This is a genomic window from Streptomyces sp. NPDC018000, from assembly GCF_044328025.1.
Taxonomy (GTDB): Bacteria; Actinomycetota; Actinomycetes; order Streptomycetales; family Streptomycetaceae; genus Streptomyces.
Genome location: NZ_JBIRGM010000001.1, coordinates 283,155 through 305,330, shown reverse-complemented (window position 1 = coordinate 305,330; position 22,176 = coordinate 283,155). Strand labels below are relative to the sequence as shown.

Sequence of the window (22,176 nt, the reverse complement as noted above, 5' to 3'; positions counted from 1 at the left end):
TCACCCGGTGCAGACCCACGGGGGGTCCTTCATGACACGGAGCTCGTCCGATGCGGCCGGTGCCCATCCGCTCCCCTCCACCGAGGAGCGACGCAGGCCGCGTGAGGCGAAGTCACTGAGTGAAGAACAGGTCGCGACCCCGACCGAGCCGGGCATCACCCCCGAACTGCCCGACACATCCGGCGCATCAGTCACGGACAACTCATCCGCCGCCCGCGCCGCACCTGAAGCGCTGTCAGCAACTGGGGCACTGTCAGCACCTGAAGCACCGGCCGAGGCATTCGATGCCTTGTACAACAGCTGCGCCGTCGCCCTTTTCCGCCAGACGCTCTTGCTGACGGGGCGCCGGAACCTCTCCCAGGAGTCCGTCGCGCGGGCCTTCGCGCGGGCCTGGGAACGCTGGCCGGAGGTCGCGGTGGACCGGGATCCGGCGGGCTGGGTGCGGGCCGCCGCGCACGAGTACGCGCTGTCGCCCTGGCACCGGCTGCGCCGCAGACACCGCCACCCCGGCCCGCCGCCCGCCGAACCCGGTGCGCGCGCCCTGCTCGACGCGCTGCTCGGCCTGCCGCCGATGCACCGCCGCACCCTGCTGCTCTACGACGGTGTCGGCCTGGATCTTCCGGAGACCGCGGCGGAGACGGAGGCCAGCACCCCGGCGGCGGCGAACAGGCTGATGAACGCACGCGCTGCGGTCGCCGAGCGGCTGCCCGAGCTGGCGGAACCGTCGTCCCCCACCGCGCAGTCGGCGCTCCTGCATCAGCAGCTCGCCGCGATCGCCCAGGCCCAGCCCCCTGCCTCGCTCCCCTCGCCCGACGTGATCCGTACGGACAGCGAGCGCAAGGCCCGGCTGTGGACCAGAGCGGCCGTTTCCCTCACGGTGCTGCTCATCGGCCTGACGCTCTTCGCCCTGACGACGGCTCCGGCCCGGTACGAGACCCCGGAGGCACCCCCTCGGCAGGTCGTCGGAGTACCGCCGCGAGGCGGTCCGCAGCAGCTGACGCCGCAGGACCTGGAGCTGCGGAAGAAGCTCCGGGGCGAACTCGTGCAGGGTCCGGCCCGGCTGGTGCTCGAACCTGGCTGACCTGCGGGGAGGCCGGCGAAAGGACGTACAGAAACGGCGCGGGTCCGTACCCCTGACCGGGGTACGGACCCGCGCCGTCTGTGCGGGGACGCGATACTGCGGTGCTGCTCCGACGCGGTGAAGCGATCAGGCGCTGAGGATCTCGCGCGCCAGCTTGGCGGTCTCGGTCGGCGTCTTGCCGACCTTGACGCCGGCGGCCTCGAGGGCCTCCTTCTTCGCCTGCGCGGTGCCGGAGGAGCCGGAGACGATGGCGCCGGCGTGGCCCATGGTCTTGCCCTCGGGGGCGGTGAAGCCCGCGACGTAACCGACGACCGGCTTGGTGACGTTCTTCGCGATGAAGTCGGCCGCACGCTCCTCGGCGTCGCCGCCGATCTCACCGATCATGACGATCAGGTCGGTCTCGGGGTCGGCCTCGAACGCCGCGAGGGCGTCGATGTGCGTCGTACCGATGACCGGGTCGCCACCGATGCCGACGGCGGACGAGAAGCCGATGTCACGGAGCTCGTACATCATCTGGTAGGTCAGCGTGCCGGACTTGGACACGAGACCGATGCGGCCGGGCTTGGTGATGTCGCCCGGGATGATGCCGGCGTTGGACTGACCGGGGGTGATCAGGCCGGGGCAGTTCGGGCCGATGATCCGGGTCTTGTTGCCCTTCGAGCCCGCGTACGCCCAGAAGGCGGCGGAGTCGTGGACGGCAATGCCCTCGGTGATCACGACGGCGAGCGGGATCTCGGCGTCGATCGCCTCGACGACGGCGGCCTTGGCGAAGGCCGGCGGCACGAAGAGAACCGACACGTCCGCGCCGGTCTTCTCCATCGCCTCGGCGACGGTCCCGAACACGGGTACCTCGGTGCCGTCGAAGTCGACGGTCGTGCCGGCCTTGCGCGGGTTCACGCCGCCGACGATGTTCGTGCCATCGCCCAGCATGAGCTTGGTGTGCTTCATGCCGGTGGCACCGGTCATCCCCTGGACGATGACCTTGCTGTCCTTGGTGAGGAAGATAGCCATGGTATTGGAGTCCCTCGTCCTTTACTTCGCAGCCGCGGCGAGCTCGGCGGCCTTGTCGGCCGCGCCGTCCATGGTGTCCACGCGCTGAACGAGCGGGTGGTTGGCGTCGGAAAGGATCTTGCGACCCAGCTCCGCGTTGTTGCCGTCGAGGCGCACGACCAGCGGCTTGGTGACCTCTTCGCCCTTGCTCTTGAGCAGTGCGAGAGCCTGGACGATGCCGTTGGCGACCTCGTCGCACGCGGTGATGCCACCGAAGACGTTGACGAAGACGGACTTGACGTCCGGGTCGCCGAGGATGATCTCCAGGCCGTTCGCCATGACCTCGGCGGAGGCGCCGCCACCGATGTCGAGGAAGTTGGCGGGCTTCACGTTGCCGTGGTTCTCACCGGCGTACGCGACGACGTCCAGCGTCGACATGACCAGACCGGCACCGTTACCGATGATGCCGACCTCGCCGTCGAGCTTGACGTAGTTGAGGTTCTTGGCCTTGGCGGCAGCCTCGAGCGGGTTGGCTGCGGCCTTGTCCTCGAGCGCCTCGTGCTCGGGCTGACGGAAGTCGGCGTTCTCGTCGAGAGACACCTTGCCGTCCAGCGCCAGGATGTCGCCGGAGGCGACCTTGGCGAGCGGGTTGACCTCGACGAGGAGCGCGTCCTCGGCGACGAAGGTGTCCCAGAGCGTCACCATGACCTCGGCGACCTTCTCGGCCACCTCGGCCGGGAACTTCGCCTGGGCGACGATCTCGCGGGCCTTCTCGATCGTGACACCGGTGTTGGAGTCGACCGGGACCTTCGCGAGGGCCTCGGGGGTCTTCTCCGCGACCTCCTCGATGTCCATGCCGCCCTGCACCGAGGCCATGGCCAGGAAGGTGCGGTTGGTGCGGTCGAGGAGGTACGAGACGTAGTACTCCTCAAGAATCTCCGGCGCGGTCTCGGCGATCATCACCTTGTGGACCGTGTGGCCCTTGATGTCCATGCCGAGGATGTCGGTCGCGCGGGCGACCGCCTCGTCGGGGGTGGCGGCCAGCTTGACGCCACCGGCCTTGCCGCGGCCGCCGACCTTCACCTGCGCCTTGACGACGGACTTGCCGCCCAGCCGCTCGGTCGCCTCGCGGGCTGCCTCAGGCGTGTCGATGACTTCACCGGCCAGCACCGGTACACCGTGCTTGGCGAAGAGGTCCCTCGCCTGGTACTCGAACAGGTCCACGCGCGTCAGTCCCTTATCAGTGGTCTCGCGGTTCGTTTTCTGCGTGGGCGTGCCGCGAGGGGCAACGTGACTGTTCTGTCACCAGGAAGGCGCACACGGTGACCCGGGGTACGCGGCATGTCCATCTCGCAGGTTATCCCCGTGCTCCGCAGGACCCTAAATCGCAGATCGCACCTGAGCGGTGATTACGGTCACAGATCACGTCGGCGCCCGGGTCTCAGTGGACATCACGGCACTCGTGCGATGCAGCGGGGGCGGGCCCCGGACCAGGCGGATCGGGAGGTCCGGGGCCGCCGGCCCCGGATGCTCCGCGCCGGTTACTCGGCGGTACCGAAGGAGGGCGCCGAGCCTGTCGCGTCGGTCACATACGCCGAAGCGATCGACGTCAGACCCTCGGCGCCGTAGCCCGCGTTCCCGGTAGTGGTACGGACTCAGCCCCTCGGCGCCGTAGCCCGCGTTCCCGGCAGTGGGACGCACATCGTCACCGACCGTACCGACGAGACCGACGGCGAACGGCTCTCACTTCAATGCGGCAAACGGCAGCAGCCCGCAACCCCCTGTTACTGATGAGCCTCCTTTACTGATGAGCCTCCTTGTCCGGTATGGGAAGCGCCCTCTTCTCGACCGCCGCTGCCATCACTTCCGGGAAGAGATCCGGGGTGCATGCGAACGCCGGTGCACCCAGGGCGCCGAGCGCTGCCGCATGGTCACGGTCGTAGGCGGGCGTGCCCTCGTCGGACAGCGCGAGCAGCGTCACGAACTGCACGCCGGACGCCTTCATCGCGGCGACCCGATTCAGCATCTCGTCTCGTATGCCGCCCTCGTAGAGGTCGCTGATGAGGACGACGACGGTGTCCGCCGGGCGGGAGATCTTCGACTGGCAGTAGGCGAGCGCCCGATTGATATCGGTGCCGCCGCCGAGCTGGGTGCCGAAGAGTACGTCGACGGGGTCGTCGAGCTGGTCGGTGAGGTCGACCACTGCTGTGTCGAAGACGACAAGCCTGGTTTGCAAGGTGCGCATCGAGGCGAGTACTGCGCCGAAGACTGAGGCATAGACGACGGAGGCGGCCATCGAACCCGACTGGTCGATGCAGAGGATGACGTCCTTCTTCACGGACTGCGCGGCCCGCCCGTAGCCGATGAGCCGCTCGGGGACGACGGTGCCGTACTCGGGGAGGTAGTTCTTGAGGTTGGCCCGGATGGTTCGGTCCCAGTCGATGTCGTGGTGGCGGGGCCGGTTGATCTTGGCCAAGCGGTCCAGCGCGCCGGTGAGTGTGGCCCGGGTGCGGGTGGCGAGCCGCTTATCCAGGTCGTCGACGACCTTGCGCACGACGGCTCTTGCGGTCTCCTTCGTCGTCTCCGGCATGGCCTTGTTGAGCGAGAGGAGCGTTCCGACGAGATGGACGTCCGCCTCGACGGCCTCCAGCATCTCCGGTTCGAGGAGCAGTGCGGAGAGGCCGAGTCGGTCGATCGCGTCACGCTGCATGACCTGGACGACGGAACTGGGGAAGTACGTGCGGATGTCGCCGAGCCAGCGGGCCACGGAGGGGGCGGAGGCCCCGAGCCCCGCCGAGCGGTTGCTCCCGCGTCGGCCCCCGGGTCTGCCTCCGCCGCCGTACAGCGCGGTCAGTGCACCGTCCATCGCGGCGTCGCGTCCGGTGAGGGTGCAGCCGGTGCTCTCGGCGCTGTCCTCGCCCAGGACCAGCCGCCACCGACGCAGCCGCTCTTCGTTCGCCCGGCCGGACTGCGGGCCGGGGCGTGCCGAGCGGTCCACCGGGCCGGGCGGCGAGCTGTGGGCCGAGTGCGGTGCGGTTCCGGCCGTGTCGGTGGTCATCCCGTTGCCCCCAGCGGTTCCTTGACGTTCTCGGCTCTCTTGTCCGGGTCTCTGTTGTCCGGGTTTCTGTTGTCCGGGTCGACGCCGCCCGGGTCCGGATCGGTGCCGGTGTCCAGACCGAGCAGAAGGCGCAGCACCGGTACCACCGCGCCGGTCCTGGCCCCGTCGAGTCCGGGGCCGAAGCCGGGTGCCGTCGCCCCGGTGGCAGTGGCTGCCGGTCCGCCGACGGCCGGACCGCGCCGCACGAGTTCGCCCAGCGTGCGGCGTACGCCCGCTTCGTACGCCGAGAAGGTACGGCGCAGCAGGGGCAGCACATCGGCGAAGGTGTCGGCGCGAACCCCGGTGAGCCAGGCGTCGACCAGGCCGAGCAGTCGCTCGTCATGGACGAGGAGCATGCCGCCCCCGGCGGCCCCGCCGACGAACCCCTCGATCCAGGCCGCGGCATCGGCCGGGGGCGTGCCGGGCGAGAGGGCCAGGCCCATCAGCCGTGCGGCGTCGTCCTTTGCGAGCCGTCCTTCGTCGAGCAGCAGCCGGGCAGCACGGCCCCGGATGACACCCGCGACCGTGTCCCGGGCGGCGAGCTTGTGCAGTACGGCGGTCCAGCGCGCACGCAGCCCGCCCGCGCCCGTATCCGGCTGAACGGCTCCGGTGAGCAGACCGATCACGGTGTGGACCCCGTCCACCCGGCGGCGCAGTTCGGCGGCGCCGTCGGCGTCGACTCCGGTGCAGGCGGGTGGGAGTCCGACGCAGATCCGCTCGGCGAGCCCGGCCGCGACCTCGCCGAGGGCCACGGTGTCCGTTGAGCGCACGTCGCCGTAGCGCAGGGTACGGGCCAGCGCGGGCAGGGCATCGGCGAGATGGCCGACGTCGGCGTCGAGCGCGGCGCGGTCGGAGAGGGCCCGCATCACCTGGGGCAGCGCGTCGGGCAGTTCGGCCAGGAGGCAGTGCTCGGCAAGTGCGGTGACTTCGGCGAGTGCGGTCGCCGAAGCCGCCTGGGACTCGGCCTTGGCGGTCGCCGCGGAGAGCACGGTGGTGCCCCATGTCCCGGCCTCCGCGACCCTCACGTACAACTCGGGTTCCCAGCGCAGCCGCCAGCTCTCCCGGAAGGTTCCGGTGCTCGCCCGGCCTGCGGCGGGCTCGCCCCAGCCGACGGAGAGGATCCGCAGCCGGTGGAGCAGCCTGCTGCGGGCCGCGTCGGTGTCCTTGCGCAGGTCGAGCTCCAACTCCCGCTCCAGCGCATCCGGTTTGAGCCGGAGTGTGCGCTGCTGTCGGGTGAGGTCGCGCTGCAGGGGTACGGCGGGTGCGGTGTCCGGCACTTCGCCGAGTTCCTCACCGACGATCAGCCGGTCCTGCACGAGCGCGAGCGGCACATCGGAGCCTTCGCACATCACAGCCCGGATCGCATCGGTCGTCTCGCTCAGCCCCGCCAGCGGGCGGCCGCGCATGGCGGCGAGGGTCTCGGCAAGCCTGACGGCCTCGATGACATGGGCGGACGAGACGAACCGGTCCTCGTCGCGCAGGAGTCCGGCGACCTTGGTCATCCACCGCTCGATCGGGCGGTCGGCGGCCTCGAAGAGGTGTCCGTACCAGCCGGGCGAGTCGATGCCCGCCCCGTAACCGCTGTGCCGGGCGAGCCGACGGTACGACCAGGGCACCCAGGTCAGCTCGGTCTTGACCTTGGGCAGCCCCTTGAGCAGGGCCCTGTCGGCGGCGAGTGTGGTTTTCATGCCGAGCGCCGGCACATGCCAGGCGCCGCAGACGACCGCGACGTCGTCTCCGAACTCCTTTACCGAATTGCGCAGTTGGATGCGCATATACGCCTCACGCACGGTGTCACGAGGGTGGCCGGTGTCCTCGTACGCCTCGCGCAGGGCGGACATCGCCTCGGCGAGCGCGGCGAACGGTGCCAGCGGGTCGACGGCCTCGCTGCTTTGGGCTCGGTGTTCGACGACGTCCTCCCACCAACGCTCCGGGTCGTCGTAACCCGCCGTCCCGGCCAGTACACCGATGGGGTCGATCGGGGCGTGCACAGACGAGCCGCCCGCAGTCGGTTCCCCGGCTCCGTCCCCGTCCGCTCCCCCGATCCCGCCCGCTTCCCCGTCCCCGTCCCCGTCCCGGCTCGCTTGCCGTTCCGCTGCCTGTGTCATGGCCAGGGAGTTCGCCGCGGGCAGGTCGATGAAGCGGACCGGGACGTCGTGCGTCAGCGCCCAGCGGATCGCGACCCACTCGGGCGAGAACGCGGCCAGCGGCCAGAACGCCGCCTGCCCCGGGTCGTCGACAGCATGGGCAAGAAGCGCGACCGGCGGCCGCATCTGCTCGTCGGCAGCCAGCGGCAGCAGCGCGTCACCCTCAGGGGGCCCCTCGATGAGCACCGCCCGCGGGCGGGCCGCTTCCAGGGCCACACGGACGGCTCGGGCCGAGCCCGGGCCGTGGTGCCGCACCCCCAGCAGCAGCGGTCCGGCGGAACGCGCGGCCCGGGTCATGCGGATACCTCGCGGCAGGCGCGGTAGAAGTCCTTCCACCCGTCCCGCTCCCGGACCACCGTCTCCAGGTACTCCTGCCAGACCACCCGGTCGGCCGCGGGGTCGCGGACGACCGCGCCCAGGATGCCGGCCGCCACATCACCGGGGCGCAGCACCCCGTCGCCGAAGTGCGCTGCCAGCGCAAGGCCGTTGGTGACGACGGAGATCGCCTCAGCCGTCGACAGTGTCCCCGAGGGCGACTTGATCTTTGTGCGGCCGTCGGTGGTGACACCGTCGCGCAGCTCGCGGAAGACCGTCACGACGCGCCGGATCTCGGCCATGCCGTCGGGCGCGGCCGGGAGGTCGAGCGAACGTCCGATCTGGTCGACGCGCCGTGACACGATGTCGACCTCTGCATCAGGGGTGGCCGGCAGCGGCAGCACAACGGTGTTGAACCGGCGACGAAGCGCGCTGGACAGCTCGTTGACCCCGCGGTCGCGGTCGTTGGCGGTGGCGATGACGTTGAATCCGCGGACCGCCTGAACCTCCTGGCCCAGTTCGGGGACGGGGAGCGTCTTCTCCGACAGGATCGTGATCAGCGAGTCCTGCACATCGGCGGGGATACGGGTGAGTTCCTCGATCCGCGCGGTCATCCCATCGGACATGGCGCGCATGAGCGGGCTCGGCACCAGGGCGCCGCGGCTGGGCCCGTGCGCGAGCAGTTGTGCGTAGTTCCAGCCGTAGCGGACGGCTTCCTCCGGGGTGCCCGCCGTGCCCTGGACGAGCAGCGTCGAGTCACCGCTGACGGCGGCCGCGAGATGCTCGGAGACCCAGGTCTTTGCGGTGCCGGGAACGCCGAGGAGCAGCAGGGCCCGGTCGGTGGCGAGTGTGGTCACGGCGACTTCGACGAGGCGGCGCGGGCCGACGTACTTGGGCGTGATCACCGTGCCGTCCGGCAGTGTGCCGCCGAGCAGGTAGGTGGCGACGGCCCACGGGGACAACTGCCAACGGGCGGGCCGCGGGCGGTCGTCGGCCGCGACAAGTGCCTTCAGTTCATGAGCGAAGGCATCCTCGGCATGCGGTCGCAGAGCCTGTACGCCGACGGCTGCAGCGGTTTCGGACACAGTCATGGATCCCCTCCAGATCGGTCGACCCGATGTGGTTCCCACCGTGCACCATGCCACTGACAATCGCCCCCGACCGCAGGTCAGGACGATTGTCAGTGGTGCGTTCTACCGTCGTTTCCATGCTGCTATCTCACGGGGGAGAACCCTTGCGCACCGCCGACCGGGCGGCGCGCTGGACGGTGGAGCAGGTCCTGGCCCTGGCTCCTGACGCGTCATCACGCAAGGCGGGGAGCAAGCTCGGTTCGGCCGGTCCGTGGTCGGGCGGCGGGTGTGACGGTTCGGGTGCGGTGTGGGGGCTGTGCAGGGGAAGCGGAAGCAAGCCGTATCAAACGGTGGTGGACACCACTGGTCCCGCGTACCAGTGCAGTTGTCCGAGCCGGAAGTTCCCGTGCAAGCACGCGCTGGGTCTGCTGCTGGTCTGGGCGTCCGGCGAATCGGCCCTGCCCGCCGGCGAGATGCCGGACTGGGCCGGTGAGTGGCTGACGGGCCGTCGCAGGCGTGCGGCGGACAAGGGGAAGGGAAAGCCGGAGACGGACGGTGCCCCGGCCGCAGGCCCGGCCGACCCGGAGGCCGCCCGGCGGCGCGCCGAGCGCCGGGCCGAGCGTGTCACCGGCGGCGCACAGGAGCTGGAGCAGCGGCTGACGGATCTGCTGCGCGGCGGTCTGGCAGCAGCCGATCAGTCGGGATACGGGCTGTGGGAGGAGACGGCGGCCCGCATGGTCGACGCCCAGGCGCCCGGCCTGGCCGCTCGTGTAAGGGAGCTGGGCTCCATCCCTGCGTCCGGGGCGGGATGGCCGGCGCGGCTGCTGGAGGAGTGCGCGCTGCTGCATCTGCTGGACAGCGCATGGCTGGGGATCGACCGGCTGCCGGAGCCGCTGGCAGCAACGGTCCGTAGCCGCGTGGGGCTGACCGCCCCCGCCGAAGGCCCACCGGTCCGCGACCACTGGCTGGTCCTCGCCCAGTACGACACCCCGGACGGCAAGATCGTCACGCGTCGCATCTGGCTGTACGGAAGGGACTCGGGCCGCACGGCACTGCTGCTCTCATTCGGGGCGGCCGGGCGCTCCCCCGGGCTGGCGCTGCCGGTGGGCGTCACGATCGACGCCGAGATCACGCCCTGTCCGGGCGCCGGCCGGCTACGGGCGGAGCTGGGCAGGCAGTTCGGTGTCCCGTCACCGACCGGTACGCGACCACCGGGTGGTACGGCAGCGGCCGCGATCGGTGCCTACGGAGACGCCCTGCGGGACGATCCCTGGCTGGACGCCTGGCCGGTGACACTGCGCGAGGTCATACCCGTGCCGTCCGGGGACGGCTGGCAACTGGCCGACGCGGCGGGCGATGCGGCCCTGCCCATCGCCCCGGCGGCGCTGTCCCGGCCCGGATTGTGGAAACTCGTCGCACTCTCCGGCGGCTCGCCGGTCACGGTCTTCGGCGAATGCGGCCACCGCGGGTTCGACCCCCTCGCGGCCTGGTCCACAGACGCGGACGCCGACGCCGGAGCCGGAGCCTGCGGAGTCGATGCCGACAGCGTCGAAATCAGCAGCGTCGACACGACGCCCGAGACCGTGCCGCTCATCTGACGTCGAATCCGAAGGGGGACCAATGCCTCGTACCATCACACCCGCGCCGTGGGAAGAGCTCGTCACCTCGGCGCTTCTCGGCACCGACCGCCGCCCGGCTGAGGGAGGCGGCGGACCGGGCGGACTGCTGGACGCGGCGGCGCTCCAGACCGTGCAACGCAGAGCGGGACTGCTGCCCGCCTCCGCGGCCGTCCGGCCCGATCCGGCGCCCGCCGACCCGCGGCCGCCGTTGCCCCCGGCCGCGCGGCGCAGGCTCGCCCAACTGCTCGCGGACCGGTCGGCGCCGGGCGGCTCGGGCGGTCGGCGGGGTACGGCTCCTGATCTCACGGAGCTGATCCCGCAGTGGCTGGCCACCGCCAATCAGCACGGCTATCGGGCCCCGGCCGCGCTGCTCCCGCCCCTGCTGGACGCGGCCAGGTCCCGTACCGATCTGCGGCCGCAGGCCCTGGCCTTCGCCGGACCGCGCGGGCTGTGGCTGGCCGGGCTGAACCCCGAGTGGAAGTTCGCGCTGCGCGGCTCTTCCGGCGGCTCATTGCTGCCGGACGTCACGGAGCCGGTGGCGGTCACCCGGCTGTGGGAGGAGGGCCTGTTCGCCGAACGGGTCACCCTGCTCGGGGCCGTGCGGGCACACGACCCCGCTGAAGCGCTCGCGCTGCTCGCCACCACATGGACCACCGAGCGCGCCGAGGACCGGCTGATGTTCCTCGACTCACTGCGCACCGGACTGTCCGCAGTGGACGAGACCTTCCTGGAGCAGGCCCTCTCCGACCGCAGCCGCAATGTCCGTTCGACGGCTGCCGAACTTCTGTCCGCGCTACCGGAGTCGGCGTTCGGCGAACGGATGGCGGCGCGCGCGATGTCCTGTGTGAGCCCGGACCTCGCGGGTGATGAGACCTCCGTCGCCGTGGAGGCCCCGCACGAGTGCGACGCGTCGATGGAACGCGACGGTGTGGTGGCGGTGCCGCCGTCCGGACGGGGCGAACGGTCTTGGTGGCTGGGCCAGTTGGTGGAGGCCACCCCGCTCGCCGCCTGGCCGGTACGGTTCGGTGGCCGCACCGCGCAGGAGATCGTCGGCCTTCCCGTGGCGGACGGCTGGGCCGAGGAACTGCACGCGGCCTGGTGCCGGGCAGCAGCGCGGCAGCGGGATGCGGAGTGGGCCCGCGCGCTGCTCGGCTCCCCCTCCGTCCCCTCGTCGAACGGCCCGGGTACGGCGTCGCTCGCCGAGCGGTCGAAGCTCCTCGCCATACTTCCCGCAGCCGAACGGGCCGAATGGGTGGCCGACTTCATCGCGGCGCACGGGCTGTCGGAGGCCTTCCAGTTGCTGGGGGTCTGCCCGACACCCTGGGCCGAACCACTCGGCCGCTCAGTCGTCGACGCCCTGGACATCGCCCGGGACGCGGGCAGCTATCCCTGGAGTTTCAGCGGCGTGATGGGCCTCGCCGAGCGCTGCCTGAACCCGGCCGAGGCGGACCGCCTGGAGGTCCTCACCACCACCCCGGACGAACCGGAGAACGCCTCACCGGGCGCGAACGGCTACTGGTCGGAGGCATTCCAACGACTGGTTTCCACGCTGCGGCTGCGCTCGGCGATGGACCTGGAGCTGATACCGGGCTGAGGGGGATCGGCGGACTCCGGGCCGAGGGGGCATCGGCGGGTTCCGGACCTCCGGGCGCAGCTCGGAGAGTCGGTCCCAGGCAGTGGCTCCGGGCAAGCGTCTCCAGGGGCGCCGGACGCAAGCGGCCCCACCGGCCACCCCGCGCAGCCGTCCCCCGGCGCACCGCCCCGGGCAGGCGGGCCTGTCGGCCCGCTGCCTTGCGTTGGGAGGTCAGGCTTCCGCGGGGTGGCGGACGTTCGCGTTGACCCAGTCGACGATCGACGCCGTCGTCGCACCCGGGGTGAAGATCTCCGCGACACCCTGGTCCTTCAGCGGCGCAATGTCCGCCTCCGGGATGATGCCGCCACCGAAGACTTTGATGTCCTCCGCCTCGCGCTCCTTCAGCAGCTCGATCACCTTGGCGAAGAGCGTGTTGTGCGCACCGGAGAGGATCGAGAGGCCGATCGCGTCGGCGTCCTCCTGGATCGCGGTGTCCACGATCTGCTCGGGCGTCTGGTGGAGCCCGGTGTAGATGACCTCCATGCCGGCGTCACGCAGCGCCCGCGCGATCACTTTGGCCCCGCGATCATGGCCGTCCAGGCCCGGCTTGGCCACCACCACACGGATCGGACCGGTCACACCCATCACTGCCTCCACATGCGTCTCCCGTGCCTGAAGGGCCGGGGATGTGAACGAACGTTATCGACAGCATCCCGCAACCCGCCGTTTTGCGGTGGACGGGGAGGGGGAAATCACACGTGGGACATGTTCACCGGGCGCCGTTCCCGCTTGACGCAGGACACCTGCCGTGCGGGGCCGGCCGCCAGGGGAGCCGTCAGGAGGTCGCCGTACCACCGCGCCGCCAGCCGCGCGGCACGGTGGTACGGGCCGTCGGGCCCATCGCCATCCGGCCAGTCGGCCGGTCGTTCGCCGGTCACCACCAGTGAGCAACGGCCTGCGAATCGGGGCCGGACCCCGGCCGGGTGGCCGGGCGGGCCGCCCATACCTCCGCAGCGGCACCCCACGAGGGCATACGGGGACCGGAGCCGCCTCCCCGCTTGCCGAAGCAGGAGGTCGGCCATGAAGGTCCTGCCTTTCCTTCCCCTACCGCTTCGCCGGCCGTGTCTGTGCTGCACCCGGCTGTCATCCGCACTGCTCAAGGCCACGGCACTCGAACTGGTGGTCCTCGCCGGGCATGTGCTCCTCTACCCCACCGGAATCGCCGGGGAGCGGCAGCCCCCGCAACACCCGGCCGAACCGACCACCACACCCCCCACCGCCCCGGGCGGAGTCTCCGCCTCCCCCGCCGAGGGCAGCGAGCGCCCGCCCGTCGTGCTCCTGCACGGCTTCATCGACAACCGCTCGGTCTTCGTCCTGCTCCGCCGCTCCCTCGCCCGGCACGGCTGGCGCCATCTGGAGTCGCTCAACTACTCGCCGCTCACCTGCGACATCCGTACGGCGGCCGAGCTGCTCGGGCGGCACGTCGAGGAGATCTGCGCCCGCACCGGACACCACCGGATCGACATCGTCGGGCACAGCCTCGGCGGCCTGATCGCCCGCTATTACGTACAGCGGCTGGGTGGTGACCAGCGGGTCCGCACCCTGGTCACCCTCGGCACACCGCACGGGGGCACGGCCGTCGCCCCGCTGGCGAGTGCTCACCCCATAGTGCGGCAGATGCGTACGGACTCCGCACCCATCGAGGAACTGCGCAGGCCGGCTCCCGGCTGCCGCACCCGGTTCGTGAGCTTCTGGAGCGAGCTTGACCAGGTGATCGTCCCTGCCGAGGCGGCCTGCATCGACCATCCGGATCTCGACGCGCTGAACGTACGCGTCAGCGAGATCGGCCATCTCGCGCTCCCGGTGCACCCGACCGTCGCCGCCGCGGTCCGGCAGGCGCTGGAATCCCGCGAATCATTGATCGACGCCACCGGAACACCAGGAGCCACTGCAACAGCAGGAACCGCAGGAGCGCCAGGAACCACTGCAACGGCAGGAATCGCAGGATCCACAGGAGCACCAGGGACCGCTTCGGTGGCCTGACCGGACAGGGCCCGGACCGGCCCGGACCGGCCCGGCCCTACCTCACCCACCGGAGGCCCCACAAATAGAACGCGTCTCGAACGTAGAGCCAAGACTGTATGGACAGTCCGTCGAAAGACCGCCGAATGCCCGTTTCCTGAGCCACCCCGAACCTGCCGAAGATTGTCGACGTCACGTACCGCCGGGTACAGTCACGGCCACTGCTCCCCTGGGATCCCGCAGCCGGACCCCAGACCACAGGTCCTGCTGCCGAGGCGAGAGAGAAGTTGGTGAACGACCAGCACGCCCACGCCGGTTACGCCGGGTACGACAGCCAAGCCACCGGCAGCTTCGACAGCGACCCGCTCCTCGGCTCCCTGCCCGGCAGCTATGACGGCACGCACGACAGCGGCTACGACACCGGCCAGACCAGGTACGGCAGCGAGTACGGCTCCATGCAGTGGGACACGGGCGCGCACACCACCACCTCGTACGATGCCTACGCCCCGTACGCAGCGCAGCACCAGCAGCAGTACGCCACAGGTCCGACGTACGACACCACAGCCACCTGGACGCCCGCCGCCGACTACGACACGGCAGCGACCACGGCCGCCACCGCCACGGCCGCCTTCGCCGACATTCCGGCACAGGGCAGCGGGCCCGACGCCACGGGCCAGTGGGACACCAACGGCTGGTACCCGACCGGCCAGTGGCCGACGACCGACACGGCCGTGTACGACACCGGCGCGTACGACGCCACGGCCTGGAACACCGGCGACACGCCCGAGCAGGAACATCAGACCGCGCAGACCACGCAAATCGCACAGGTCTCGCACGAGGCGTCGGCGACACACGAGGCGTCGGCGACACACGAGGCATACGAAGCACAAGAGACGCACGAGACGCACGAGGCGCACGAGGCGCACAAGTCGTACGAGTCCTATGCCGGCCAGGAATCCTTCGACCCGTACGAGCCCCACCGCACCGCCGAGTTCAGCCTCCCGGAGACGGACACGGACTTCGACACCGCCGGGCACGAAGCCGAAACCGCCGCCGAGACCACCGCCGAAGACACGGCCGAGACCGCGCCCGACGCCCACCGCCCCCTCAACCGCCCCGCCACCCGCAGCAGTGGCGGCGCCAGCCGCAGTCGGCGGCGTTCCCCCGCAAAGCGTTCCGCGTTCCTCACCGTCGCCGTTCCCTCCGCCTGCGTGATGAGCGTGGCCGGTATCGCCGCGGCTTCCGTCGGCGGACTGGGCGGCGAGGACAAGAAGGACGACAAAACCACGACGATGGCGGCCGCCGACACCGGCTCCGTCAAGCCGGTCGCCGCCAACAACAAGCTGGACACCCAGCTCGCCAACCTCAGCGCCGACGCCGAGAACTTCGCCGACCGCGCCAGCCGCACCCAGGAACGCATCGACCTGAGGGAGCGACAGGCCGCCGAGAAGAAGAAACGCGAGGAAGAAGCCGCCCGCAAGGAGGCGCTGCGCCCCAAATTCCTCCTGCCGGTCGCACAGCACGGCCTCAGCGCGTACTTCGGACAGGCGGGCGCCAACTGGATGTCCGTGCACACGGGCATCGACTTCCCCGTCTCGTACGGCACGCCCGTGATGGCCGCGACCGACGGCACCGTACGCACCCAGCTGAACAGCGCCTACGGGAACATGGCCATCGTCACCATGGCCGACGGCACCGAGACCTGGTACTGCCACCTCAGCAGCACCAAGATCCGCTCCGGCCCGGTGAAAGCCGGCGATGTGATCGCGTACTCCGGGGATTCAGGGAACTCCACCGGCCCGCACCTGCACTTCGAGGTACGGCCCGGTGGCGGTGCGGCGATAGACCCGCTCCCCTGGCTCCGCAGCCACGGCGTCAACCCGACCTGATCCACCCGGCCGCCGACGCCCAGGGCAACAGCCCGGGCACCGGCGGGCCGGTGCACCAGCCTCGGCCGCCTACCCGTCCAGCCGTCCAGCCGTCCAGGCATCCAGCCGTCTACAGCTTCTCGACCGGCGCGTACCGCAGCAGCAACTTCTTCGGCCGCTCGTCCCCGAAGTCGACCGTCGCCTTCGCCTGGTCGCCGACGCCCTCGACCGCCGTCACCGTGCCGAGCCCGAACTGGTCGTGTGTGACCCGGTCCCCCACGACCAGCGTGATCGTCGGCTTGTCCGAGGTCCGCCGGGTCGCGAAGCCCGAGGGGCCGGAGCGCGAGCGCGAGGAGGACAGCGACGAGGTGATGCCCGCCGTCGGTCCGGCCGGGGCCGCCATCGGCCCGGTCCGCTTCCACTCCAGGTGCTGGTCCGGGATCTCCTCCAGGAAGCGCGACGGCGGGTTGTACGAGGGCTGCCCCCACGCGCTGCGCATCGCCGCCCGGGTCAGATAGAGCCGCTCCCGGGCCCGGGTGATACCGACGTACGCGAGCCGTCGCTCCTCCTCCAACTCCTTGACCTGGCCGAGCGCCCGCATGTGCGGGAAGACTCCGTCCTCCATACCGGTCAGGAAGACCACAGGGAATTCGAGGCCCTTCGCGGTGTGCAGCGTCATCAGCGTGATGACACCGGAGCCGTCCTCGTCCTCGTCGGGGATCTGGTCGGAGTCGGCGACGAGCGCGACCTTCTCCAGGAATTCGGCAAGCGTGCCCGCGCCTTCTTCTTCCCCCCGCTCCTGCTCGAATTCGAGGGCTACGGCGGCGAGTTCCTGAAGGTTCTCGATGCGCGTCTCGTCCTGCGGGTCGGTGGATGCCTGGAGTTCGGCGAGGTAGCCGGTGCGCTCCAGCACTGCCTCCAGGACCACCGCCGGGCCCGCGCCGGACTCGACGATCGTGCGCAGCTCCTCCATCAGCGTGTTGAACCGCTTGACGGCGTTGGCCGACCGGGCCGCCATGCCGTATGCCTCGTCGACCCGGCGCAGCGCCTGCGGGAAGGTGATCTTCTCGCGCAGGGAGAGCGCGTCGATCATCGCCTCGGCACGGTCGCCGATGCCGCGCTTGGGCACATTGAGGATGCGGCGCAGCGGGACGGTGTCCTCGGGGTTGGCCAGGACCCGGAGGTAGGCCAGGACGTCCCGTACCTCCTTGCGCTCGTAGAAGCGCACGCCGCCGACGACCTTGTAGGGCAGTCCGACGCGGATGAAGATCTCTTCGAAGACTCGGGACTGCGCGTTCGTACGGTAGAAGATCGCAACGTCGCCGGCCTTGGCGTCGCCCGTGTCGGTCAGCCGGTCGATCTCGTCTGCGACGAACTGCGCCTCGTCGTGCTCGGTGTCGGCTACATAGCCGGTGATCCGGGCGCCCGTGCCGGCGTTCGTCCAGAGGTTCTTGGGGCGGCGGCTCTCATTGCGCTCGATGACCGCGTTGGCGGCGGACAGGATCGTCTGCGTGGAGCGGTAGTTCTGCTCCAGGAGGATCGTGGTCGCGTTCGGGTAGTCCTCCTCGAACTGGAGGATGTTGCGGATGGTCGCGCCGCGGAAGGCGTAGATCGACTGGTCCGCGTCACCGACGACACACAGCTCGGCGGGGGCGTCGCCCTCGCCTGCCGGGCCGACCAGTTCGCGTACGAGGGTGTACTGGGCGTGGTTGGTGTCCTGGTATTCGTCGACCAGGACGTGCCGGAAGCGGCGGCGGTAGTGCTCGGCGACGTCGGGGAACGCCTGGAGCAGATGGACCGTCGTCATGATGATGTCGTCGAAGTCCAGCGCGTTGGCCTCGCGCAGCCGGGACTGGTACATCGCATAGGCCTGGGCGAGGGTTTTCTCGAATCCGTCCGCCGCCTGGCCGGCGAAGGTCTCCTCGTCGATCAGCTCGTTCTTCAGGTTGGAGACCTTGGCCGTGAACGCCTTCGGCGGGAAGCGCTTCGGGTCGAGGTCGAGATCGCGGCAGACCAGAGCCATCAGCCGCTTGGAGTCGGCGGCGTCGTAGATCGAGAACGATGAGGTGAAGCCGAGCTTCTTCGACTCGCGGCGCAGGATGCGTACGCACGCGCTGTGAAAGGTCATGACCCACATGGCGTTGGCGCGCGGTCCGACGAGCTGCTCGACGCGCTCCTTCATCTCGCCCGCGGCCTTGTTGGTGAAGGTGATCGCCAGGATCTGGCCGGGGTGCACCCCGCGTTCGGCGAGGAGGTGGGCGATGCGATGGGTCAGCACCCGGGTCTTGCCGGAGCCCGCCCCGGCAACGATGAGCAGCGGGGAGCCCGCGTGGACCACGGCGGCGCGCTGCTCGGTGTTCAGCCCGTCGAGGAGCGCCGCGGAGTCGATGACGGGGCGGTGCGCGCCGTCACGGTAGTACGCGTCCCTGGGCGGCGGGGGGCCGTCGAATACGCCCGCGAAGAGGTCCTCCGGCACCGCTTCGGGTGCGGAGTCCTCGGGGGGCGGCGGGGGCTCTTCCTCCGAGTGCTGGAGGCCGGCCAGGAAGCTGTCGTCAAAGAGGCTGCTCATCGCTTGTCGAGTCTAGGCTGCCGCACCGCCATGCGGCGGCCTCATGGCGGATGCACCCGAGAACCGGGTACACAAGGAGAGCGGGCAGCAACGCCGTGTAGCGGAATGCGGGCTACGCCCTCGATCGCCGGGCGGGCTTGCCCTCAAGCCCGCCCGGCGATCGAGGGCGGCACGCGCACGGGCCGACTCAGGTCCAGAGCGTGGCGATGAAGATGTTGGCGAGCGTCAGCGCGCCCACCGCCGCGAAGGCGCCCTTGTCGACCTTCTCCTCGTCCCGCTTGATGTAGACGAGCGCGAGGATGACGACCAGGAGCAGCAGCTTGACCCCGATCTTGATGTTGTTCACGTGAGAGCCGTCGGCCTCGTTGAGCCCGACCAGCGCGACACCGGTGACCAGCATCGTCAGTGCGCCGTGCAGCATCGCCGGGACGAACCGGGCGGTGCCCGCGCCCATCGCCTTCATCTGAGTCAGAAAACCGCCCAGCAGAGAAGCGATACCGATGATGTGCAGGGCGACGAAGACATGTATGAGTACGTCCATGGGCCGCAGCGTATCCCCGCCCATATCACCCCTCTACAGGCAGGTGCGGCTTCTTGCCACTTCGTTCGTGTCTGCACCAATTGCCTGACTCTGGTGTAATTTTTCCGATCAATTGGCGACAGCGCCGCGCCAAATTCAGGCAATAGGCGTCATTACGACTCTTCCCCATGCACCGGGTTTAGCGTCGCTGACCAGGTGACCGGCTTCATCGCTGCTCCGCACCCGGACGGCACACCGGTCACCCCGCCGAGAGATCCGGCGGCGGGCCGCTCTCCCTTTGGTGACCCGCCGCCGGACCTCGGGCGGGCCCGCCGGTAGTCCCCGACGGGCAGTCGCCAGGAAGGACGCACGCCCCCGTGGCAGCGCACCGGAAACCCAAGCAGCGCCCGTACACCGGCTCTGCTGCCCGCACCGCAGCCACCCTCGCCTTTGCCGGGGCCGCCGCCGCTGCCGCTCTGCCAGGCACCGCGCACGCCGATCCTCAGCTCACTCCCGCCCGGATCAGGGCGGAGGTGGACCGGCTGTACCACGACGCGGAAGTCGCCACCGAGAAGTACAACGACGCGAAGGAGAAGGCGACCGCCGCCGCCGATGCCCTCGATACCCTGCGCGACGAGGCGGCCCGCAGAAGCGAGCGCCTGAACGCCTCGCGCAACGCACTGGGCTCACTCGCCGCCGCGCAGTACCGCACCGGCGGCCTCGACCCGTCCGTACAGCTGGCACTCTCCTCCGACCCCGACCAGTACCTGGAACGCGCCTCGTACGTGGACCGGCTCGGCGACCGCCAGGCCGCCGAGGTCGACGGGGTGGAGCGCCAGGTCGCCCGGATCGCCCAGCTGCGCTCGCAGGCCAAGGGGAAGCTGGCGGAGCTGGCCTCCCGCCAGGCCGAGCTGAAGAAGCACAAGGCGACGATCAGAACCAAACTGGCCGACGCGCAGCGGCTCCTCGCCACCCTGTCCCCGGCCGAGCGCACCGCCTACAAGAACTCGGACAGTGCGCACGCAGCCGGCCGTGCCGACCGCGGCACCGCGCACGACCCCGTCCAGGCGCCCAACGCCCGTGCCGCCGAGGCCATCGCGTTCGCGTACGGGGCTCTCGGTAAACCGTACGTCTGGGGCGCGACCGGCCCGTCCTCGTTCGACTGCTCCGGACTCACCCAGGCCGCCTGGCGCTCCGCCGGTGTCTCGCTCCCCCGGACCACGTACACCCAGATCAACGCCGGCCGGCACATCTCACGCTCCGAACTGGCCCCGGGCGACCTGGTGTTCTTCTACTCCGGCATCAGTCATGTCGGGCTCTACATCGGCAACGGCCAGATGATCCACGCCCCGCGGCCCGGAGCGCCGGTCCGGGTCGCGCCGATCGACCAGATGCCCTTCGCGGGAGCGACCCGGGTGGCATAGGCTCCCGACTTCTGATCAACCGGCCGGAGGACAAACGCACGTGCCCATGGACGTCGATGTCCAGACCCATGCCCGTACGCTCGCCCTGCGCTCCCCCGACCATCTGCGGGTCGGCCCTTTCACCGTGCGGTACAACCCGAACTGGTCGATCAAGTACGCCAACTACGCGATACCCGATCAGGAAGCCGAGCCGACGGCGAAGGATCTCGACGCCCTGATCGCGGCGTTCCGCGAACGCGCGAGGCTGCCTCGGCTGGAGTATCTGCCCGGCTGGGCGCCCGCGGTCGAACCCACGCTGCTCGCCGCCGGGTTCACCGTCGAGAACCGGGTCCCGGTCCTGGCGTGTGCCCCGGGCGACCTGTTGCCGCCGAAGCCGGTGGACCGGCTCGCGATCGCCGAACCGGTCACCGACGCGGAGTTCGACGCCGCAGCGCTCGTCCAGCACCACGGATACGGGGGGGACGGGCGAGCCCGAGGGCGGCGAGGCGACCTGGCTGCGCGCGGCGGCCGGAGGCGGCGGGGTCGCGGCCCTCGCCACGGTCGACGGCGTCCCGGCGGGCGCGGGCGGCTGCTCGGTCCCCGTCGACGGCCTCACCGAACTGGCCGGCCTCGCCGTCGCCGATGCGTTCCGCCGCCGCGGAATCGGCGCCGCGCTCTCGGCCCATCTGACCGCCACCGCCTTCGAGCGCGGCTGCCGGGTGGTGTGGCTGGAGCCGGGCGACGCGGATGTGGAGCGGATCTACGCGGGGATCGGTTACCGCAGGGTCGGCGAGAAGTTGAACATCTCGCTCAACTGATCTGCGCGTCGGCACGCTCCGTGACAGTGAAATGTGGTGGGGCGTGCACGAACCGTGCTTATACGGATGCGCAGGAACTGCATCGACCACCTGTGGGGGACGTGTTGAGAGAGTTGGCCTGCGTCGCGCCAGAGGTTCGGGACCGGCTCGTCGTTCGGTTCGGCGCTGATGTGCTTGGTTGGTGTGACGAGTTGCCGACTCTCGTCCGTGAATTCGCCGCTCGTTGGAATCTGGATCTTGTTGCGGCGGGTGGCGGAGGTACCTCGCGGGTGTTCCGCTGCTTGCAGCGGAACACTGGTGCCTCGGTGTGGCTGAAGCTCACGCCGGAGCCCTTGATCGCTCGCGAGGAGGCCGAAGCCCTGCGAGCCTGGGCAGATACGCCGTCGGTTGTCACTCTGCTGGCAGTGGACCTCGCAGCCGGGGCCCTGCTGCTGGAGAACGTGGAACCTGGAGTGCCGGTGCGGCAGCTCGTTTGGAATCTGCCCGAGGTCGCGGCCCTGCTGCGAGATCTGCGGGTCTCACCTCCCGTGCCAGGGAAGCACTCGGTACTGAGGCCTCTCTCGCACCGGATCGACTTCCTGTTCGACTTGACTGAACGCAGGCTGGCGGCGGCCCGTGTGAGCGGCCTGGTTGCCCCGACGGTGCTTGGTCAGGCCCAGGAGGCGGCCCTGGAACTTGCAGCCAGTGGGCCTGTGGGACTCGTGCATGGTGATCTCCATCCGGCCAACGTGCTGTCTGGTCCGGGCGCCCGCTTGGTGGCGATCGATCCGAGGCCGACCTGGGGCGACCCGGACTTCGACGCTGTGGACTGGGTGCTTGAAGGAGTTGCAGATCCAGCCATGCTGGAGGAGAGGATCGAGGAACTGGAAGCGCTGGTTCCTGGTCTGTCTCCTCATCGTGTGCTGGATTGGTGCCGGGCCCTGGCTGCCCTCAATGCGGTTCCCAGAATGTGTGCGGGGCGGGACGATGCGGAGACGCAGTTCCTCATGGCACTGGCCAGCGGCTGATTCGCCCGGTGACTGTGACCGGATCCGATGCCTGGACCCCGCAGAGCTGCTCGACGCGCTCACCGCCGCCGTTGAAC

At 70.3% G+C, this 22,176-nt stretch carries 15 protein-coding genes and 1 pseudogene; 8 read left to right on the top strand and 8 right to left on the bottom strand.

Annotated features, from left to right (window positions below):
• Positions 1–31 precede the first annotated feature (31 nt).
• Positions 32–1,081 (top strand): RNA polymerase sigma factor, encoded by a 1,050-nt coding sequence (locus tag ACH4EW_RS01530; RefSeq protein WP_398249956.1) that lies wholly within the window; start codon positions 32–34, stop codon positions 1,079–1,081.
• Between the two features lie 126 nt (positions 1,082–1,207).
• Here ACH4EW_RS01530 and sucD read toward each other — a convergent pair whose 3' ends face one another.
• The 5 genes from sucD to ACH4EW_RS01505 form a co-directional block, all read right to left on the bottom strand.
• A complete protein-coding gene (sucD, locus tag ACH4EW_RS01525; protein WP_398249954.1) occupies positions 1,208–2,092 on the bottom strand; it encodes a succinate--CoA ligase subunit alpha in 885 nt (294 codons plus the stop codon).
• Positions 2,093–2,113: 21 nt separating this feature from the next.
• The gene (sucC, locus tag ACH4EW_RS01520; RefSeq protein ID WP_398249952.1) at positions 2,114–3,295 is read right to left on the bottom strand and encodes an ADP-forming succinate--CoA ligase subunit beta; all 1,182 of its coding nucleotides are present in this window, start codon (positions 3,293–3,295) and stop codon (positions 2,114–2,116) included.
• A gap of 577 nt (positions 3,296–3,872) precedes the next feature.
• Positions 3,873–5,129, bottom strand: coding sequence for a VWA domain-containing protein (locus tag ACH4EW_RS01515; RefSeq protein WP_398249950.1), 1,257 nt, complete (start codon positions 5,127–5,129; stop codon positions 3,873–3,875).
• Positions 5,126–7,612 carry a DUF5682 family protein gene (locus tag ACH4EW_RS01510; protein ID WP_398249948.1) on the bottom strand — a complete coding sequence of 829 codons (2,487 nt, stop codon included), beginning with the start codon at positions 7,610–7,612 and terminating at the stop codon, positions 5,126–5,128. Before ACH4EW_RS01510 ends, ACH4EW_RS01515 begins: the two co-directional genes overlap by 4 nt.
• Positions 7,609–8,721, bottom strand: coding sequence for an AAA family ATPase (locus tag ACH4EW_RS01505; RefSeq protein WP_398249946.1), 1,113 nt, complete (start codon positions 8,719–8,721; stop codon positions 7,609–7,611). The genes ACH4EW_RS01510 and ACH4EW_RS01505 overlap by 4 nt, the downstream gene beginning before the upstream one ends.
• A 116-nt stretch (positions 8,722–8,837) precedes the next feature.
• Here ACH4EW_RS01505 and ACH4EW_RS01500 point away from each other — a divergent pair, with 116 nt between their 5' ends.
• Together ACH4EW_RS01500 and ACH4EW_RS01495 are read left to right on the top strand one after the other, a co-directional pair.
• The gene (locus ACH4EW_RS01500; RefSeq protein ID WP_398249944.1) at positions 8,838–10,298 is read left to right on the top strand and encodes an SWIM zinc finger family protein; all 1,461 of its coding nucleotides are present in this window, start codon (positions 8,838–8,840) and stop codon (positions 10,296–10,298) included.
• Positions 10,299–10,320: 22 nt separating this feature from the next.
• A complete protein-coding gene (locus tag ACH4EW_RS01495) occupies positions 10,321–11,913 on the top strand; it encodes a DUF5691 domain-containing protein (protein WP_398249942.1) in 1,593 nt (530 codons plus the stop codon).
• Positions 11,914–12,123: 210 nt separating this feature from the next.
• Here the strand turns inward: ACH4EW_RS01495 and ACH4EW_RS01490 are convergent, their stop codons facing one another.
• On the bottom strand, positions 12,124–12,537 hold the full coding sequence (locus ACH4EW_RS01490; RefSeq protein WP_266415302.1) for a cobalamin B12-binding domain-containing protein: 414 nt from the start codon (positions 12,535–12,537) through the stop codon (positions 12,124–12,126).
• Between the two features lie 435 nt (positions 12,538–12,972).
• Between ACH4EW_RS01490 and ACH4EW_RS01485 the strand changes: the two genes are divergently transcribed.
• Positions 12,973–13,935 (top strand): esterase/lipase family protein, encoded by a 963-nt coding sequence (locus tag ACH4EW_RS01485; protein ID WP_398249940.1) that lies wholly within the window; start codon positions 12,973–12,975, stop codon positions 13,933–13,935.
• Positions 13,936–14,204: 269 nt separating this feature from the next.
• Positions 14,205–15,803 carry a M23 family metallopeptidase gene (locus ACH4EW_RS01480; protein WP_398249938.1) on the top strand — a complete coding sequence of 533 codons (1,599 nt, stop codon included), beginning with the start codon at positions 14,205–14,207 and terminating at the stop codon, positions 15,801–15,803.
• Between the two features lie 109 nt (positions 15,804–15,912).
• Here the strand turns inward: ACH4EW_RS01480 and pcrA are convergent, their stop codons facing one another.
• Both pcrA and ACH4EW_RS01470 read right to left on the bottom strand, forming a co-directional pair.
• Positions 15,913–18,351 (bottom strand): DNA helicase PcrA, encoded by a 2,439-nt coding sequence (gene pcrA / locus ACH4EW_RS01475; protein WP_398249936.1) that lies wholly within the window; start codon positions 18,349–18,351, stop codon positions 15,913–15,915.
• Positions 18,352–18,538: 187 nt separating this feature from the next.
• Positions 18,539–18,892 (bottom strand): hypothetical protein, encoded by a 354-nt coding sequence (locus ACH4EW_RS01470; protein ID WP_398249934.1) that lies wholly within the window; start codon positions 18,890–18,892, stop codon positions 18,539–18,541.
• Between the two features lie 356 nt (positions 18,893–19,248).
• Here ACH4EW_RS01470 and ACH4EW_RS01465 point away from each other — a divergent pair, with 356 nt between their 5' ends.
• The 3 genes and pseudogenes from ACH4EW_RS01465 (at position 19,249) to ACH4EW_RS01455 (ending at position 22,099) form a co-directional block, all read left to right on the top strand.
• On the top strand, positions 19,249–20,295 hold the full coding sequence (locus ACH4EW_RS01465) for an NlpC/P60 family protein (RefSeq protein ID WP_398249932.1): 1,047 nt from the start codon (positions 19,249–19,251) through the stop codon (positions 20,293–20,295).
• A 46-nt stretch (positions 20,296–20,341) separates the two neighbouring features.
• Positions 20,342–21,092: pseudogene (locus ACH4EW_RS01460) on the top strand (GNAT family N-acetyltransferase).
• 92 nt (positions 21,093–21,184) lie between these two features.
• A complete protein-coding gene (locus ACH4EW_RS01455) occupies positions 21,185–22,099 on the top strand; it encodes an aminoglycoside phosphotransferase family protein (protein ID WP_398249930.1) in 915 nt (304 codons plus the stop codon).
• Positions 22,100–22,176: the final 77 nt, after the last annotated feature.

Bases quoted from the DNA above. Each gene is read 5' to 3' on its own strand.
- ACH4EW_RS01530 (WP_398249956.1), top strand. From the start codon at position 32: ATGACACGGAGCTCGTCCGATGCGGCCGGTGCCCATCCGCTCCCCTCC.
- sucD (WP_398249954.1), bottom strand. From the start codon at position 2,092: ATGGCTATCTTCCTCACCAAGGACAGCAAGGTCATCGTCCAGGGGATG.
- ACH4EW_RS01485 (WP_398249940.1), top strand. From the start codon at position 12,973: ATGAAGGTCCTGCCTTTCCTTCCCCTACCGCTTCGCCGGCCGTGTCTG.
- ACH4EW_RS01515 (WP_398249950.1), bottom strand. From the start codon at position 5,129: ATGACCACCGACACGGCCGGAACCGCACCGCACTCGGCCCACAGCTCG.
- ACH4EW_RS01500 (WP_398249944.1), top strand. From the start codon at position 8,838: ATGCTGCTATCTCACGGGGGAGAACCCTTGCGCACCGCCGACCGGGCG.
- ACH4EW_RS01510 (WP_398249948.1), bottom strand. From the start codon at position 7,612: ATGACCCGGGCCGCGCGTTCCGCCGGACCGCTGCTGCTGGGGGTGCGG.
- ACH4EW_RS01470 (WP_398249934.1), bottom strand. From the start codon at position 18,892: ATGGACGTACTCATACATGTCTTCGTCGCCCTGCACATCATCGGTATC.
- pcrA (WP_398249936.1), bottom strand. From the start codon at position 18,351: ATGAGCAGCCTCTTTGACGACAGCTTCCTGGCCGGCCTCCAGCACTCG.
- ACH4EW_RS01490 (WP_266415302.1), bottom strand. From the start codon at position 12,537: ATGGGTGTGACCGGTCCGATCCGTGTGGTGGTGGCCAAGCCGGGCCTG.
- ACH4EW_RS01495 (WP_398249942.1), top strand. From the start codon at position 10,321: ATGCCTCGTACCATCACACCCGCGCCGTGGGAAGAGCTCGTCACCTCG.
- ACH4EW_RS01505 (WP_398249946.1), bottom strand. From the start codon at position 8,721: ATGACTGTGTCCGAAACCGCTGCAGCCGTCGGCGTACAGGCTCTGCGA.